The sequence below is a fragment of the Rhodococcus sp. A14 genome, from assembly GCF_011603105.1.
Taxonomy (GTDB): Bacteria; Actinomycetota; Actinomycetes; order Mycobacteriales; family Mycobacteriaceae; genus Rhodococcus_F; species Rhodococcus_F opacus.
The window spans coordinates 12,077-28,619 of sequence record NZ_JAAOQS010000016.1; the positions used below are offsets into that span (position 1 = coordinate 12,077).

General features: G+C 67.2%; 13 protein-coding genes and 3 pseudogenes. 9 read left to right on the forward strand and 7 right to left on the reverse strand.

From position 1 onward, the window contains the following. Nucleotides 1-191: 191 nt before the first annotated feature. The 3 genes and pseudogenes from G9373_RS11500 to G9373_RS11510 all read left to right on the forward strand — a co-directional run. Nucleotides 192-1,406 (forward strand): annotated as a pseudogene (locus tag G9373_RS11500) (acetyl-CoA C-acetyltransferase); the annotation flags it as partial. After that, on the forward strand, nucleotides 1,403-3,574 hold the full coding sequence (locus G9373_RS11505; RefSeq protein ID WP_206032077.1) for a 3-hydroxyacyl-CoA dehydrogenase NAD-binding domain-containing protein: 2,172 nt from the start codon (nucleotides 1,403-1,405) through the stop codon (nucleotides 3,572-3,574). The pseudogene G9373_RS11500 and the gene G9373_RS11505, both read left to right, overlap by 4 nt. A gap of 157 nt (nucleotides 3,575-3,731) precedes the next feature. After that, nucleotides 3,732-4,769: a type IV toxin-antitoxin system AbiEi family antitoxin domain-containing protein gene (locus tag G9373_RS11510; RefSeq protein WP_133985944.1), complete on the forward strand. Its 1,038-nt coding sequence runs from the start codon at nucleotides 3,732-3,734 to the stop codon at nucleotides 4,767-4,769. A gap of 32 nt (nucleotides 4,770-4,801) precedes the next feature. Here G9373_RS11510 and G9373_RS11515 read toward each other — a convergent pair whose 3' ends face one another. Both G9373_RS11515 and G9373_RS11520 read right to left on the reverse strand, forming a co-directional pair. Beyond that, the gene (locus tag G9373_RS11515; RefSeq protein ID WP_005562789.1) at nucleotides 4,802-6,103 is read right to left on the reverse strand and encodes a class I SAM-dependent methyltransferase; all 1,302 of its coding nucleotides are present in this window, start codon (nucleotides 6,101-6,103) and stop codon (nucleotides 4,802-4,804) included. Next, complete coding sequence (locus tag G9373_RS11520; RefSeq protein WP_005562791.1) at nucleotides 6,100-7,551, reverse strand: FAD-binding oxidoreductase; 1,452 nt, start codon at nucleotides 7,549-7,551, stop codon at nucleotides 6,100-6,102. The genes G9373_RS11515 and G9373_RS11520 overlap by 4 nt, the downstream gene beginning before the upstream one ends. 248 nt (nucleotides 7,552-7,799) lie before the next feature. Here G9373_RS11520 and G9373_RS11525 point away from each other — a divergent pair. The 5 genes and pseudogenes from G9373_RS11525 to G9373_RS11545 form a co-directional block, all read left to right on the forward strand. Continuing rightward, nucleotides 7,800-8,234: pseudogene (locus tag G9373_RS11525) on the forward strand (SRPBCC family protein); the annotation flags it as partial. 141 nt (nucleotides 8,235-8,375) lie between these two features. Continuing rightward, nucleotides 8,376-8,693: a YbaB/EbfC family nucleoid-associated protein gene (locus G9373_RS11530; protein WP_005253373.1), complete on the forward strand. Its 318-nt coding sequence runs from the start codon at nucleotides 8,376-8,378 to the stop codon at nucleotides 8,691-8,693. A gap of 9 nt (nucleotides 8,694-8,702) precedes the next feature. Then, a pseudogene (recR, locus tag G9373_RS11535) lies at nucleotides 8,703-9,311 on the forward strand (recombination mediator RecR); the annotation flags it as partial. 56 nt (nucleotides 9,312-9,367) lie between these two features. Beyond that, complete coding sequence (locus G9373_RS11540) at nucleotides 9,368-9,880, forward strand: TetR family transcriptional regulator (RefSeq protein ID WP_206032079.1); 513 nt, start codon at nucleotides 9,368-9,370, stop codon at nucleotides 9,878-9,880. 84 nt (nucleotides 9,881-9,964) lie between these two features. Continuing rightward, entirely contained in the window at nucleotides 9,965-11,422 is a 1,458-nt protein-coding gene (locus tag G9373_RS11545) for an MFS transporter (protein WP_167115216.1), read from the forward strand. 125 nt (nucleotides 11,423-11,547) lie between these two features. Here G9373_RS11545 and G9373_RS11550 read toward each other — a convergent pair whose 3' ends face one another. Both G9373_RS11550 and G9373_RS11555 read right to left on the reverse strand, forming a co-directional pair. Then, nucleotides 11,548-11,880, reverse strand: coding sequence for a metalloregulator ArsR/SmtB family transcription factor (locus G9373_RS11550; protein WP_167115219.1), 333 nt, complete (start codon nucleotides 11,878-11,880; stop codon nucleotides 11,548-11,550). Continuing rightward, a complete protein-coding gene (locus G9373_RS11555; RefSeq protein WP_054248050.1) occupies nucleotides 11,877-12,323 on the reverse strand; it encodes an SRPBCC family protein in 447 nt (148 codons plus the stop codon). The genes G9373_RS11550 and G9373_RS11555 overlap by 4 nt, the downstream gene beginning before the upstream one ends. Nucleotides 12,324-12,528: 205 nt before the next feature. Between G9373_RS11555 and G9373_RS11560 the strand changes: the two genes are divergently transcribed. Then, nucleotides 12,529-13,542 carry a type IV toxin-antitoxin system AbiEi family antitoxin domain-containing protein gene (locus G9373_RS11560; RefSeq protein WP_133985945.1) on the forward strand — a complete coding sequence of 338 codons (1,014 nt, stop codon included), beginning with the start codon at nucleotides 12,529-12,531 and terminating at the stop codon, nucleotides 13,540-13,542. A gap of 84 nt (nucleotides 13,543-13,626) precedes the next feature. Here G9373_RS11560 and G9373_RS11565 read toward each other — a convergent pair whose 3' ends face one another. The 3 genes from G9373_RS11565 to G9373_RS11575 are packed head-to-tail and all read right to left on the reverse strand — an operon-like array spanning nucleotide 13,627 to nucleotide 16,526. After that, on the reverse strand, nucleotides 13,627-14,337 hold the full coding sequence (locus tag G9373_RS11565) for a glutamine amidotransferase (RefSeq protein WP_005562801.1): 711 nt from the start codon (nucleotides 14,335-14,337) through the stop codon (nucleotides 13,627-13,629). Then, complete coding sequence (locus G9373_RS11570) at nucleotides 14,330-15,601, reverse strand: MurT ligase domain-containing protein (protein ID WP_206032080.1); 1,272 nt, start codon at nucleotides 15,599-15,601, stop codon at nucleotides 14,330-14,332. The genes G9373_RS11565 and G9373_RS11570 overlap by 8 nt, the downstream gene beginning before the upstream one ends. Nucleotides 15,602-15,608: 7 nt before the next feature. Continuing rightward, nucleotides 15,609-16,526: an EamA family transporter gene (locus tag G9373_RS11575; RefSeq protein WP_167115222.1), complete on the reverse strand. Its 918-nt coding sequence runs from the start codon at nucleotides 16,524-16,526 to the stop codon at nucleotides 15,609-15,611. Nucleotides 16,527-16,543 lie beyond the last annotated feature (17 nt).

Below are 16,543 nucleotides of genomic sequence, written 5' to 3' on the forward strand. Positions count from 1 at the left end.
ACAGCACGAAAGGTCGGGCCGGGCATGGTGGAGACCGGCCGATCGTGATCGCCTGGGTCACGATCCAGGATCGCTTCGGTCCTTCCTTCCGTTTTGCAACACGTTCTAAGGTGAACGTGCCGGGGTATGCCCCGTGCAGAGCGCCGTGTGCACGGTCGGCGTCGACGCAGATAAGGAAGGAACACTCCACAGTGACCACAGAGGCATTCATTTATGAAGCCATCCGCACCCCGCGTGGCCGCGGAAAGAAGACCGGTTCGCTGCACTCGGTCAAGCCGATCTCGCTGGTCACCGGCCTGATCGACGAGCTCCGCGCCCGCTTCCCCGACCTCGACGAGGATCGCATCTCGGACCTGATCCTCGGCGTCGTCACCCCGGTCGGCGACCAGGGCATGGACATCGCGCGCGTCGCGGTCAACGACGCCGGACTGCCCGACACCGTCGGTGGCGTCCAGCTGAACCGGTTCTGCGCATCCGGCCTCGAGGCCGTCAACACCGCCGCGCAGAAGGTGCGCTCCGGCTGGGACGAACTGGTCATCGCCGGTGGCGTCGAGTCGATGTCCCGCGTGCCGATGGGCTCCGACGGTGGACCGTGGGCGCTCGACCCGGCCACCAACTACGACAACTACTTCGTTCCCCAGGGTGTGGGCGCCGACCTGATCGCCACCATCGAGGGCTTCTCCCGCGAGGACGTCGACGCGTACGCCGTCCGCTCGCAGGACCTCGCCGCGAAGGCGTGGACGGGCGGTTACTTTGCCAAGTCCGTCGTCCCGGTCAAGGACATCAACGGCCTCACCGTCCTCGATCAGGACGAGCACATGCGTCCCGGCACCACACTCGAGAACCTCGCGGGCCTCAACCCGTCGTTCGCCGGCGTCGGCGAGATGGGCGGCTTCGATGCCGTGTCGCTGCAGAAGTACCACTGGGTCGAGAAGATCAACCACGTCCACCACGGCGGCAACAGCTCCGGCATCGTCGACGGCGCCGCACTGGTCCTCGTCGGATCCGAGCAGGCGGGCAAGGACATGAGCCTGACCCCGCGCGCCCGCGTCGTCGCGACGGCCACCAGCGGTGCCGACTCCACGATCATGCTCACCGGCCCGACCCCGGCCTCGAAGAAGGTGCTCGCCGCCGCCGGTCTGACCGTCGACGACATCGACCTGTTCGAGATCAACGAGGCATTCGCGTCCGTCGTGCTCAAGTTCCAGAAGGACCTGAACATCCCCGACGAGAAGCTCAACGTCAACGGCGGTGCCATCGCGATGGGTCACCCGCTCGGAGCCACCGGCGCCATGATCACCGGCACCATGATCGACGAGCTCGAACGCCGCAACGCCCGGTACGCCCTCATCACCTTGTGCATCGGCGGCGGTATGGGCGTCGCCACCATCATCGAGCGCGTCTGACCGCCCGGACCATCAGGAGACTTGAAGCAGTGAGCGAGCAGAACATCATCAACTGGGAGCAGGACGCCGACGGCATCGTCGTGCTCACCATCGACGATCCCAACCAGGGCGCGAACACCATGAACGACGCCTACATCTCCTCGATGAAGGCGACCGTCGACCGCCTCGTCGACGAGAAGGACTCCATCACCGGTGTCGTCATCACGTCCGGCAAGAAGACGTTCTTCGCCGGCGGCGACCTGAAGAACATGATCAAGGTCGGCCCGGAGAACGCCGACGAGATCTACAGCCACAGCGTCGCGATCAAGTCGGACCTGCGCCGACTCGAGACGCTCGGCAAGCCCGTCGTCGCCGCCATCAACGGTGCCGCGCTCGGTGGCGGACTCGAGATCGCCCTGGCCACGCATCACCGCGTCGCCGCGGACGTGAAGGGCGTCAAGATCGGCCTGCCCGAGGTCACACTCGGCCTGCTGCCCGGTGGTGGTGGCGTCGTGCGCACCGTCCGCATGCTCGGCCTGCAGAACGCGCTCATGCAGGTGCTGCTCCAGGGGCAGCAGCGTGGACCGGTGCAGGCCAAGGAGGTCGGACTGATCGACGAGGTCGTGTCCTCGGTCGAGGAGCTGGTGCCCGCCGCGAAGGCGTGGATCCAGGCCAACCCTGAGGGCGGCGTCCAGCCGTGGGACAAGAAGGGCTACCGGATCCCCGGCGGCACCCCGTCCACCCCGGCGTTCGCAGCCAACCTGCCCGCGTTCCCCGCGAACCTGCGCAAGCAGCTCAAGGGTGCTCCCATGCCGGCACCGCGCGCCATCATGGCCGCCGCCGTCGAGGGCTCGCAGGTCGACATCGACAACGCGCTCCTCATCGAGGCCCGCTACTTCACGTCGCTGGTCACCGGCCAGGTTGCGAAGAACATGATCCAGGCGTTCTTCTTCGACCTGCAGGCCATCAACTCCGGCGCCTCCCGCCCCGAGGGCATCGAGAAGACCCCGATCACCAAGGTCGGTGTGCTCGGTGCCGGAATGATGGGCGCGGGCATCGCCTACGTGTCCGCGAAGGCCGGCTTCGACGTCGTCCTCAAGGACGTCACCATCGAGGCCGCCAACAAGGGCAAGGCGTACTCCGAGGGCATCGAGGCAAAGGCCCTCTCGCGTGGCAAGACCACCGAGGAGAAGTCGAAGACGCTGCTCGACCGCATCACCCCGACCGCCGACCCCGCCGACTTCGCCGGTGTCGACTTCGTCATCGAGGCCGTGTTCGAGTCGCAGGACCTGAAGCACAAGGTGTTCCAGGAGATCGAGGACATCGTCGAGCCGACGGCCCTGCTCGGCTCGAACACGTCGACCCTGCCGATCACCGGCCTCGCGACGGGTGTGAAGCGTCAAGAGGACTTCATCGGAATCCACTTCTTCTCCCCCGTCGACAAGATGCCGCTCGTCGAGATCATCCGCGGCGAGAAGACGTCCGACGAAGCCCTCGCGCGCGTCTTCGACTACGTGCAGGCCATCCGCAAGACGCCGATCGTCGTCAACGACTCGCGTGGCTTCTTCACCTCGCGCGTCATCGGCACGTTCATCAACGAGGCCATCGCCATGCTGGCGGAGGGCATCGAGCCCGCCACCATCGAGCAGGCAGGCATGCAGGCCGGCTACCCCGCGGCACCGCTGCAGCTGTCCGACGAGCTGAACCTCACGCTGATGCAGAAGATCCGCAAGGAAACCGCGGAAGCTGCGAAGGCCGAAGGCAAGGAACTGCCCGCCGATCCGGCAGGCGACGTCATCAACACGATGGTCGACAAGTTCGACCGCAAGGGCAAGCTCGGCGGCGCCGGCTTCTACGACTACGCCGACGGCAAGCGCACCGGCCTGTGGTCCGGTCTCCGGGAGAACTTCGGTTCCAAGGAACTCGAGGTGCCGTTCCAGGATCTCATCGAGCGCATGCTGTTCATCGAGGCCATCGAGACGCAGAAGTGCTTCGACGAAGGCGTGCTCCTCACCACCGCCGACGCCAACATCGGCTCCATCATGGGTATCGGCTTCCCCGCCTGGACCGGCGGTGTGTCGCAGTACATTCAGGGCTACGAAGGCGGCCAGGCCGGCTTCGTCAAGCGCGCTGAAGAACTCGCCGCCAAGTACGGTGAGCGCTTCACCCCGCCGGCCTCGCTGAAGTAGCAGGCGGCTCCGCCGCCCGTGCGCCTTTTTGGTAGCTGCAACAACCAAAAAGGCGCACGGGGCGGGTTATCCACAACTTCGCGGTTATCCACAGGCAGCGTGGATAACCGCGTTTTTGTCGGCATCGGAGTCGGACGAGCATCGCACGATGCGCCGTATGACCGACATCGACCTCCACGACTTTCAGCGCCTCGTCGACACCCAGTTCGGGATCGTCACGCAATCCCAACTCGAGCCGTTCGGCTTCTCCAGAGGGAGGGTTCGCCATCTCCTCGACTCGGGGCAGTGGCGCCGTGTCCTCCAAGGCGTCTATGCCGTCACCAACGGCCCGTTGACCCGAAACATGATCCTGTCCGCCGCTCTCCTCTACGGCGGCGGCCATTCGATGCTCAGCCACATCACCGCGGCGGAGGAATGGGGGATGGTCCCTCGCCGCGACGGCGAACCGATCCACATCACCGTGCCGTACGGGAAATCGTCGCGGTGCCAGAGCTCGACGGGCATGCGTCCGTCGCGTAAGCCCGGCAATCCGATCGCTCCGTCCTCGCCGTTGCATCCGGGAGTTGTCGTGCACAGGTCGAGGGCCCACGATTACATCGCCGTCGACACGGATCCGCCTCGTACGGCGCGAGCCGACACTGCACTCGACCTCGCGATTGCCGAGCCCACGGCCCGTGACGCATACACCAGGCTCATCGCCCTCGTGACCAATGCCCGGATCCCCCTGCGCGACATCCGGCGACGCATGGAGGAGCGACGACCACGTCGGTATGGCAAGGCGCTCGTGGATGCGGTACGACTGCTCGCCGACGGCGTCCAGTCGGTGCTCGAGTACCGCTACGCCACCGACGTCGAGGATGCGCACGGGCTTCCACGGGCGCGGCGCCAGTCACCCGTTGTCGTGGACGGGCGGACCCTCTTCGAGGACTGCGACTACTCCGACCACGGTGTGCCGCTCATCGTGCGACTCGACGGTCGCCGCGCGCATGCCATGGCGGAGGTCGCGTTCCGGGACCGCCGACGCGACAATGCCGCGGAACTGCAGGGACGGCCGCGACTCGTCTACGGATTCGACGAGGTGACGAAGAATCCGTGTGTGGTGGCCCGTGAAGTGGAGACCGTGCTCGTGCGGGAGGGGTGGATCAGGCCCGGCGAGAGGCCCTGCCCGGCCTGTGCGCCTTTCTGGTTGCTCTAGCTACCAAAAAGGCGCACGGGCGGCGGAGCCGCCTACTTCCACCACGGACGCAGCGGCACATGCGCCTCGCCCTTGGGGCCGAGCTTGACGGCGAGGACCTGGTGCAGCTGAACGACGTTGCGTTCGAAGCCCAGTCGCGACCCGGCCATGTAGAGACCCCACACACGTGCGGTGCCTTCGCCGACCTCGGCGACGCAGGCGTCCCAGTTGTCGACGAGGTTCTGGCACCAGCCGGCGAGGGTGAGTGCGTAGTGCTCGCGCAGATTCTCCTCGTGCCGCACCTCGAGTCCGACGTTCTGGATCTCGGAGATGATGCGTCCGGAGCCGGTGAGTTCGCCGTCGGGGAAGACGTACCGGTCGATGAAGCCGCCTGCGCGTGCCTGACTCTGGTTGTCGGGCCGGGTGATGCAGTGGTTCAGCAGCCGGCCGCCCTCGCGGAGCTTGCTCTGCAGCAGTCCGAAGTAGGCGGGGTAGTTGCCGACGCCGATGTGCTCGGTCAGGCCGATCGAGGAGATGGCGTCGAATCCGGTCTCGGGGACGTCACGGTAGTCGGAGAACCGGACCTCGGCGAGGTCGGACAGTCCTTCTTCGGCGATGGCCTTCTGTGCCCATTCGGCCTGTTCGCGGGACAGGGTGGCGCCGATGACCTTGACGCCGCGGCGGGCGGCGTACCGGACCATCGATCCCCAGCCGCAGCCGATGTCGAGCAGTCGGTCGCCGGGCTGGAGGCCGAGCTTCTCGAAGACGAGGCGGTACTTGTTGTCCTGTGCCTCTTCGAGGGTCTGCTCGACGTTCTCGTAGCAGGCGCACGTGTAGGTCATGGACGGGCCGAGGACGTACTCGTAGAAGGTGTTCGAGACGTCGTAGTGGTGGTGGATGACCTCGGCGTCGCGGGACTTGGAGTGCCGCAACCCTTCCGCGACTCGACGCCACCGCGGGAGGTGCTCCTGCGGGGGAGGGGCGATGGGGCGCAGCAGATCCCAGCCGAGCGAGCGCGTGATGGCGGCGAGCGTGAGCGCGGACGGACGGCGGAAGTGCAGTTCGTCGCCCATCACGCGGAGGATCTCGTACGGGTCGCCGGGGTGGACGCCGCGGGCCTCGAGGTCGCCGGACACGTAGGCCCGGGCCATGCCGAGGTCGCCGGGGGCGGTCGCCAGGTAGGTGGTGCCCCGGGTGGTCTTGAGGTGGAGACCGTAGGGGGCGTCCTCCGGGCCGGCGGCGCTGCCGTCGTAGGCGGAGAACCGCAGGGGGAGCATGCCGTCGGACAGAGTTTCGAGAATCTCTGCGATGGTCAGCTTGTGGTCTTGGGAGCGTGAAGCTTTCAGAGTTGTCATCGACGTTGCACCGCCTTGGAGAAAAGGTCCAGTAATCGTGATTTCGGGTCGTAGCGTTTTTTCAGTTCCGTGTATCGATCGCCGCCGTAGTAGAGGCGTTCGAAATCTTCTCGTGAATAGTACGAATCGGAGTAGAGGGACTTGTGTCCGTCGAAGTCACTGACCTTGTCTTCGATCAGCCGATTCGCGGCGCCCTCGGGTCGGCCCGGAACGATGGGCACCGATGACCAGAATCCGATGTTCACGTACGTGCGTTTCGGTTCGAGGGGGTACAGGGGCCAGGGGCGTTGCGAGGACGCGCCGGCGGGGGCAGGTTCCCGCAACCGCAACGGGCACAGCCACAGCGGTTCGATCGGGATTTCGTCGAGGAACCAGCGGACGAAGTCCGCGGTCCGCTCGATGGGCACTTCGACGTCCTGCACGACGCGTTCGCGCGGCGGGTTGCCCTTGCGCTTCTCGAGGCGGTCGCCGATGTCGTACTTGTGGTCGAGGGCGATGAGCTTCCAGTAGAAGCTGCTGCGGAGGAGGTTCTTCGGCCACAGCCGGCGGATGGTGGGGTTCTGGGCGCCGAAGGCGCGTGAGCACCAGAACCAGTCGGTGTCCCAGCGCCACAGGTAGTCTCGAATGGTGAGTTTGTCCGTTTTGGGGTGGTTCACGGAGCTGTGCTGGATGGACCGGTAGAAGATGTTCAGCCCGGTGTAGTCGCTGACGGGGCCGCCCTCGTCGGTCTGATGGCCCAGCGTCAGGTAACTCTCGGACGCGGTGAACACGACGCCGTCCAGGTAGTCGACGGGGATGCCGTTGTGGACGCGCTCGGTGACGATGCGGTCCATCGCCGACTGCAGCTCGTCCAGGGAATCGAAACGCAGATGTCGCAGTGCCACATACCGTTTGACGGGCTCGAGCTGGATGCGCAGTCGTGTGGAGTAGCCGAGGGTTCCGTAGGAGTTGGGGAACCCCCAGAACAGGTCGGAGTTCTCGCCTTCTGGTGTCGCGGTGACGATGTCGCCGCTGCCGGTCAGGACGTCGATCTCGAGGACCGATTCGTGGGGGAGCCCGTTGCGGAACGACGTCGACTCGATGCCGAGGCCGGTGACCGCGCCGCCGAGTGTGATGGTCTTGAGTTGCGGAACCACCAGCGGCGCCAGCCCGTACGGCAGGGTGGCGTCCACCAGGTCTTCGTACGTGCACATTCCGGCGACATCCGCGGTCCGGGCCTGCTCGTCGACCGAGATGACTCCGCCGAGCCCGGAGACGTCGAGGCCGGGTGCGCTGGTCTGGGCCCGCGCCCGGAACAGGTTGGACGTCTTCTTCGCGAGTCGCACGGTGGCGTCCGTGGGAATCGCGCGGTAGGACGCGAGAAGCCGTTCGACGCCGGCGCGGTGAGCGTCGATCCCGGTGACGGGCAGAGTGCGATGCGCACGGAAGGGGCGTCCACCCTCCCGCATGCTTTTCAGTAGTTCAACCGAAGAGGCAGCCACACCCTGACGCTATCCCTCTCCGCGGGTTCAGGCCACGCATATCGGCGCGGTCGACCGAAGATTCACACAAATGTCTCATCAATGTGCGGGTCGTGACCACGTCGAAGTGAGCTACCTCACAATAGATTGCCACGTCATCGCCCGGACTCGCGGACGGAAGGCAGGATGAGAGGAGGAAGCAGTTTCGTACAAATCGTACAAGAGGAGTCAGAACAGTGGGCCAGGTCAGCGCGAGCAGTTCGATCACCGTCGCAGCCACACCGGAGAAGGTGCTCGCGGCCTTGACGGACTACGAGACGGTGCGTCCGCGCATCCTCTCGGAGCAGTACCTGGACTACCGCGTCCTCGAGGGCGGGCAGGGTGGCGGCACCGTCGCGCAGTGGACGTTGAAGGCCACCGAGAAGCGGTCCCGCGACATCAAGACCACGGTCACCGTGGCGGGCAACACGATCACCGAGACGGACGCGAACTCGTCGCTCGTCACCACCTGGGTCGTCGCCCCGAGCGGCAGCGGTTCGACGGTCACCACGACCACCGAGTGGAAGGGCGCGGGCGGCATCGGGGGCTTCTTCGAGAAGACGTTCGCCCCGCTGGGTCTGAAGAAGATCCAGGGGCAGGTGCTGGCGAACCTCGAGCGCGAACTCGCCTGACGCGACGCCGGTTCGCTCCGGCGCCGTCGTGGTGAGTCCCACGACGGCGTCGGCGCCGGACCGCGCCGACGGTCACGGTCTACGCTGGCAGGGGAAACAGCAGAAAGGACCACGTCAGTGCAACCAGGTGGACAACCCGACATGTCGCAGCTCCTCGCGCAGGCACAGCAGATGCAGCAGCAGCTGATGGCCGCTCAGCAGGAGATGGCCGAGGCCGAGGTCACCGGGCAGGCCGGTGGCGGACTCGTGACCGCGACGGTCAAGGGGACAGGTGAAGTGGTCGGTCTGAAGATCGATCCGAAGGTCGTCGATCCCGACGACGTGGAGACTCTGCAGGACCTCGTGATCGGTGCGATCGAGGACGCGTCGAACAAGGCGCAGGAGATCGCGGCGCAGAAACTCGGTCCGCTCGCGGGTGGATTCGGTGGGGGAGGCCTGCCCGGTCTCCCCGGTTTCTAGAGGCGCGGCGTGTACGAAGGTCCGGTTCAGGATCTGATCGACGAGCTCGGCAAGCTGCCCGGCGTCGGGCCGAAGAGCGCACAGCGCATCGCGTTCCACCTGCTCAGCGTCGAGCCGCCGGAGATCGACCGGCTCAAGAATGCGCTCCAGCGGGTGCGCGACGGCGTCCAGTTCTGTGTGGTGTGCGGCACGGTCTCCGACAAGGAGCGCTGCCGCATCTGCGCCGATCCGCGCCGCGACCGCACGGTGATCTGTGTGGTCGAGGAGCCGAAGGACGTCCAGGCCGTCGAGCGCACGCGCGAGTTCAAGGGCCGCTATCACGTTCTGGGCGGCGCGCTGGATCCGCTGTCCGGGGTGGGTCCCGATCAGCTCCGTATCCGGGAGTTGCTCGCGCGCATCGGCAATCAGGAGGACGGCGTCGACGTCTCCGAGGTGATCATCGCGACCGACCCCAACACCGAGGGGGAGGCCACTGCGACGTATCTGGTGCGGATGCTGCGGGACTTCCCCGGGCTGACGGTCAGCAGGCTCGCGTCGGGTCTGCCGATGGGCGGCGACCTCGAGTTCGCCGACGAGCTCACGCTGGGCAGGGCGTTGTCGGGGAGACGCACGCTGTGACGTCGGATCCGGGCACTGCCGCGCCGGTGAAGCGGACGGCCGAGCAGTCGCGGTCGCTGATCGTCGACGCGGCGGGGCGGGCGTTCGCGACACGTCCGTATCGGGAGATCACGCTCAAGGACATCGCCGAGGACGCCGGGGTCAGCGCACCGCTGATCATCAAGTACTTCGGGTCGAAGGAGCAGCTGTTCGACGCGCTCGTCGATTTCCGCGCCGCCGCGGAGATCGTGTTCAGCGGTCCGCTGGACGGTCTCGGTGAGCGGATGGTGTCGATGTTCGCGCGGCCGCTCGAACCGTACAAGCCCCTGTCGTTGAACATTCTGTTCATGAGCGGGCCGAGCGAGGAGAGCAGCCGCAAGCTCCGCGCCAACTATTCGGCGCAGATGATCGACGCGCTGGCCGAACGACTACCCGGGCCGAATGCCCGGCTGCGCGCCGAACTGGTGATGTCGATGCTGACGGGTCTCGCCGTCATGCGTCGCAAGATGATGCAGGAGCACGCGACAGGCACCCCGGAAGAGGTGGTGGCGCACTATGCCCCGCTGGTGCAGGAGTTGCTCGACGGCTGAGGGCGGATTGTCCGGCTTGCGGGGTAAATGGTTGTTCACCTAATCTGGTGAACAACCATTTACCAGCTGTGCAAGGGGTGACGCTTGACGATCTCGTTGCCGCGCCCACTGTCGGCGCTCGCGGATCAGCCGGTCGCACCGCCGGACTCTGCCGGCGGATCGCGTTACCTCTTCCCGATTCTCGCGTTCGCGGGCGTGTTCCAGGCCGTCCTGCAAACGGTCATGGTGCCCCTCCTGCCCAGCATGCCGACGTTCACCGGCGCGAGTCTGACGTCGGTGTCCTGGCTGATCACCACCACCCTCCTGGTCGGCGCGGTCGTCACCCCGATCTTCGGCAGGCTCGCCGACATGTTCGGCAAGAAGCGGATGCTTCTCGTCGCCTTCGTCTTCATGACGCTCGGCGCGTTGATCTGCGCCGTGACGTCCGACATCGCGTTCCTGATCTTCGCGCGAGGACTGCAGGGGGCAGGCGCCGCCGTCATCCCGGTCGGAATCTCGATCCTCCGCGACGAATTGCCGCGGGAGAAGGTCAACGGCGCCATCGCCATGATGAGCTCGACCCTCGGGATCGGCACGGCGCTCGGACTGCCGTTCGCGGCGTCCGTCGCCGAGTACTCCAACTGGCACGTCCTCTTCTGGGTCATCGCGGGAATCGGGCTCGCGGTCACCACAGCCGCGGTGCTGTTCATCCGCGAGTCCGAGGTGCGGTCGGGTGGGCGGTTCGACGGTGTCGGTGCCGTCGGTCTGACCGCCGCCCTCGTCTGCCTGCTCGTCCCGATCACCCAGGGCAGCTCGTGGGGCTGGGGAAGTCCCGCGGTGCTGGGCATGTTCGCGTCCGCGGTGTTCCTGTTCGCGTTGTGGGGACATCAGCAGCTGCGCAACCGGAACCCGCTCGTGGACCTGCGGGTGTCGGCGCGACGGTCGGTGCTGCTGCCGCACGTCACGGCGCTTCTCGTCGGGTTCGCGTTCTACGGAAACGCGCTCATCACCACACAGCTGCTGCAGGCGCCCCGCGGAGACGCCGGCTACGGCCTGACGATCCTCCAGGCCGCGGTGTGCCAGCTGCCGACGAGTCTGTCGATGATCGTCTTCGCGCAGGTCGGCGCCCGGGTGTCCGAGCGTTACGGGTCGAAGGTGACGATCCTGTCGGGCGCGATCTGTCTCGTCCTCGGCTACGCGCTGCACACCGTGCCGCACAAGGAGTTGTGGATGGTGATCGCGGCGCTCGGTGTCGCGGCCGTCGGCACCGCGCTGGTGTACAGCACGCTGCCGATGCTGATCGTCCGGGCTGTGCCGTCCACGCAGATGGCCGCGGCCAACGGCGTCAACGTCCTGCTGCGGACGATGGGTACCACCATGTGCAGCGCGGTGGTCGCGACGGTTTTGGCGGCGAGCATGGTGGGCGGTGTCGCCTCGGCCGCCGGTTTCTCGATCGCCTACGGGGTGTGCGCGGTGCTGGCGGTCCTGGTGTTCGCGGTGTCCCTGGCCCTGCCGGGGCACGATCGGATGAAGAAAAGTCCGGTAGAGCCACTTGTGACGTAGGTCACTCACGTGTATCGTCAGTGATGCGGATCGAGGAAATGTACCTGTGAGCAGAGAAAACTCGAGAAGCAGAGATCCGGCCGAGAATGCAGAAGCATTCCCGGCCGAACCCCTGTCTGGGGTCTTTACTCCTCCATCGATTCCGCGATCTGTTTGATGGCGGCCAGCCGGCGATCCCACTCGGCGCCGATTCGTTCCAGCGTCCGCGCCGTCTTGTTGAGCTCGGCGCCCAGCGCGCGGTAGCGGCTCTCGCGGCCCACCTTCACCGACTCCACCAGTCCGCAGGCCTGCAGCGCATTCAGATGCTTCGCGATGGCCTGCCTCGACACCGGAAGCCGGGTGGCGAGCGACGACGCCGACTGGTCGGCCCGCCCGAGTTCGGTGAGGATCTCCCAGCGGGTCTCGTCGGACAGCGCCGCGAACACCGAGGCCAATTCGGCGTACGTGCCCACTGTCATGCCTTCACGCCGTGCAGGTACGCGACCAGTTCGTCGAGTTCGGCGTGCCAGCCCTGGACGTTGCCCTCGCGGGCCCGCTTCTGGTCGGCGACGTCGCGGTCGAGGGTGTCGAACCCGGTCTCGACGACTGTCAGTTCGGTGCCGGCCGCGTGCTCGGACAGCGTGAACCGCACCAGGGTGGAGTTGCCGATCACCGGGTCTGCTTCCATGTCGGCTGCCCAGCGGAAGCCGAACGCGTTCGGTTCGTCGACCTCCGTGACGACGGCGCGGGCGGTGCCGTGCTCGTCCCAGGTGAAGGCGGCCTTGCCGCCGACGCTGAGGTCGAGCGACGTGCGCTGCCCGAACCACTGGCTGATCTTGTCGGGATCCGTGATCGCCGCCCACACCGCCGATCTCGGGGCGTTCACGACAACGGTCCGGGTGATGCTGCTCGATGCGTCCATGGTGGGCCACCTTTTCGACGACGGTTGATGTGCAACTCCATGGTTGCACTCTTTACGACGTTCTGCAACCCTTTGGTTGCGCTCGGCAGGTGAGTGCCGATGTGTACCCGGATGGACATCGGTACTCACAGGGTTTATCCACAGGCTGTGGAAAAATGGTGGGAAGGGGCGGTTCCTGTCGGGGCGGGCCGACACCGTTCCGGGCATGGAACACGACCCATGGCAGTCCATTCTCGACGCCCAGGACGGCGTCGTCACCACGGCACAGCTCCGGGCGCACGGCGTCAGTGCCACCGCACTCCGGCATCGTGTGGTGTCCGGTCAGTGGCTGCGGGTGCTGCCGCGCGTCATCGCGGTCACCAACGGTCCGCTCACCCGCCCGATGGCCCTCTCCGCCGCACTCCTGTACGGCGGCCGGGCGATCCTGAGTCACCGGACCGCGGCCGAGGAATGGGGACTGCTCCGCGTCGACGACCCGTCGGCACCGGTCCACATCACTGTCCCCTACAACTGCTCGGCGGTGAATCAGGGGCAGACGGTCCGCTCACCCGGCAGTCGGCGCCCGACCTCGGTCGGCAACGCACTCGTTCATGGTGGCGTCGTGGTCCATCGGTCTCGCGCGTTCGAGCACATCTCGGTCCCGTTCCGTCGGCCACGGACATCGTTGGCCGACACGGTGATCGACCTCGCGGTGTCCGAGGCCACCCCGCGGGAGGCGGCCCTCCGGTTCATCGAGGCCGCCACAAGTGGCAAGGTCCACGTCGAGGTGCTCCGGCGGAAACTCGAGGTCCGGCGTCCACACCGGTATGCGACCGACATCGCCGACGCCGTGATGCTGCTCGGCGACGGCGTTCAATCGGCCCTCGAACACCGCTACGCACTCGACGTCGAACGGGCGCACGGGCTGCCGAGCGGAAAACGTCAGATGCCGCACGTCGTGGACGGCCGGATTCTGTACGAGGACGTCGATTACAGCCCCATGGGTGTGCCGCTGATCGTCCGGCTCGACGGGCAGCAGTATCACAGCGCGCAACAGTCCCGTTTCCGTGACCGTCGGCGCGACAACGCGGCGGAGCTGGCCGACCGTCCACGGCTGGTCTACGGGTGGGATGAGACGACCCGCGACCCCTGCGGGGTATTCGAGGAAGTGCGCCGGGTGTTGGTCCGCGAAGGATGGGCCGATATGTCGCGCCGCTGTCCAGCCTGCCCACGTGAGTGAGAAAGAGTGCCCCGCCACTCTTTCTCACTCACCTGCGGAGGTGAGTGAGAAAGCGTGCGGGACGACGCTTTGCCACTCACGTGCTCAGACGCGCAGGCGCTCCCGGCGCAACTGCTCGACCTCGGGCAGGTCGAGGGGCGCGAGTTCGTCGACGCCCAGCGCCCGCTTCAGGAGCAGGTCGGCGAGTTCGGGGTTGCGGGCGAGCGCGGGTCCGTGCATGTACGTGCCGATCACGGAACCCTGGACGACGCCTTCGAGCCCGTCCCCGACGCCGTTGCCGACGCCGTGCGTGACCCGGGCCAGGCCGCGGGCGTCGGAGCCGAGTGTGGTTCCGCCGCGGTGGTTTTCGAACCCCGTGAGCGGCTGCGTCAGCCCGTCCATCCGTGGTGCCGTGATCACTTCACCGATGGAACGCGTCGCCTGCGGGGACGTGGTGACGTCGAGCATCGAGACGCCGTCGACGCGTTCGCCGCTCGACGTCTCGTACCAGTTGCCGAGCACCTGGATCGCGGCGCAGATCGCCAGGACGGGGGCGCCGCGTTCGGCGGCCTTCTGCAGTCCGGGGTACTTGGCGAGGTGCCGGGTGGCGAGGCGCTGCGCCGAGTCCTCGGCCCCACCGAGCGTGTAGACGTCGAGGGACTCCGGGACCGGATCGTTCAGCGTGATCTCGACGATCTCCGCGTCGTATCCGCGCATGCGCAGTCGCTGCCGGAGGATCAGGGCGTTGCCGCCGTCGCCGTAGGTGCCCATCACGTCGGGCAGCACCAGGCCGATGCGTACGGTCGAGTCAGGCATTGCGCGCCTCCTTCGCGATGGCGGTGTTCAGGTCGCGGAAGGCGGTGTAGTTGGCGAGCACCTCGACGCGTCCGGGCGGGCAGGACGCGATGGCCCGCAACGGGTTCGGGTCGAGCGTGTGCTCGACGCCGGCGTACGTGAGGCGGACGGCCAGGTCGGTGCCGCGTTCGCCGGCGGCCACCACCTTGACGCCCTCGAAGTGCTCGAACCGCACGTCCCACAGCCAGGACAGATCCTCGCCGTCGGGAACCTGCCCGTTGACGGCGATCACGAGTCCGTCGACGGTGGGGTCGATCATCGACAGCGCTTCCTGCCAGCCGGCGGGGTTCTTGGCGAGCAGCATGTGCACGGAGTGCGACCCGACCTCGACGGTGCTGTAGCGGCCCGCGACCTCCTGGACGGTGGCCGCGGCGGCGACGGCGTCCTCCGCCTTCGCGCCCATCGCAACGGCCGCAGCGACGGCCTGTGCGGCGTTGCCGCGGTTGGCGCGTCCGGGCAGGGCGAGGGTCATCGGGATCTTCAGGCCGTCGGGCCCGTACAGGTTTTCGTCGTCCAGCCACCAGTCGGGGGTCGGGCGCGCGAAGTCGGAACCCGTGCTGCGCCAGTGCGAGCCCTCCCACACGATGGGTTCGCCGGTGCGCGGACAGCTGGCGGCGTCGCTGGCCCATCCGCCCCCGGCAGCGACCCAGACGACGTTCTTCGCGTCGTAGGCCACCGAGGTGACGAGGACGTCGTCGCAGTTGGCGATCACGACGGCCTCCGGGTGCGCGGCGACGCAGGCGCGGAGTTTGCGTTCGATCATGTTGATCTCGCCGACCCGGTCGAGCTGGTCGCGGCTGAGGTTGAGCAGAACCAGGGCCTCGGGGTTGACGGCGTCGCTGACGTGCGGGACGTGGAGCTCGTCGACCTCGAGGGCGGCGAGGGGCGCGTGGACGCGGGTGCTGAGCGCCGCGACGATGCCGGCGTCCATGTTGGCGCCGTCGGCCTGCGTCGCGACCTCACCGAGGGTGGAGAGCGCCGCCGCGGTCATCCGGGTGGTGGTGGACTTGCCGTTGGTGCCGGTGATCACCGCGGTGCGTCGGCCGGCGCCGAGCTGCTCCATCAGGGTCGGGTCGATCTTCAGGGCGATCAGTCCGCCGATCATCGAGCCCTTGCCCCGGCCCGCCTTCTGCGACGCCCAGGAGGCCGCCGCCGCTGCGCGCAGGGCGAGCTTGCCGCGCGTCGTGATCCCAGTTCCAGTACTCACTCCGCGAGTTTTGCACAGGGTCCGGTCAGACGCCGACTCGCGCGGGGGCACGTGAGCGCGAAAGTGTGCTCGGACGCACCCTGCCACTCACCTGGGTGGCGGCGGCACCGGCGATGACGACGGCCCCGCCGATCAGCGACAGGATGCTCGGCTCCTCGTGCAGCACCAGCCAGGACGCCCCGATCCCGACGATGGGAACCAGCAGGGAGAACGGCGCGACCATTCCGGCGGGGTAGCGGCTGAGCAGCGCCGTCCACAGGCCCGAGCCCGCGACCGTGCCGAGGATCACGATGTAGGCGAGGCCTGCGAGCGCGAGCGGGCCGGTGCCCTCCAGTGACGACGTCAGGGAGTCCCAGCCCGCCGACGGACCCTCGACGCCGAACGACAGCGCCAGCATCGGCAGCGGCGGAATGACGCACATCCACAGCATCAGGCGCATCGGCTGATCCGACGCGGCCTTGCGGTTGCCGATGTTGCCCAGCGCCCACGACAGTCCCGCGAGCAGCGTCAGGGCCACCGGCAGCAGCGCGGCGTGCTGGGCGCGGTCCCAGCCGATGACTGTCATCCCGGCCATCGCCACCAACAGTCCGCACACCTGCGTCGGCCGCAGTCGCTCCCGCAGCAGGACCGCGCCGAGGACCACGGTGAACGGTGCGGACGACTGCAGGACCAGCGATGCCAGCCCGGTGGGCATGCCGACGTGCATGGCCCAGAACAGGAAGGCGAACTGGCCGACGCCGAACCCGAGGCCGTACACCAGCAGCCACTTCAGCGGGACCTGTGGCCGGGGAACGAACAGGATGACCGGGATCGCGATGACGAAGAATCGCAGCGCGGCGAAGAAGAACGGTGGGAAGTGGTCGAGGCCCGCGCGAATGGCGAGGAAGTTGAGCCCCCACAGGACGACGACGGTGAGTCCGAGCAGCCGGTCGCGGGAGGTCATGCCTTCCATCGTGAGGG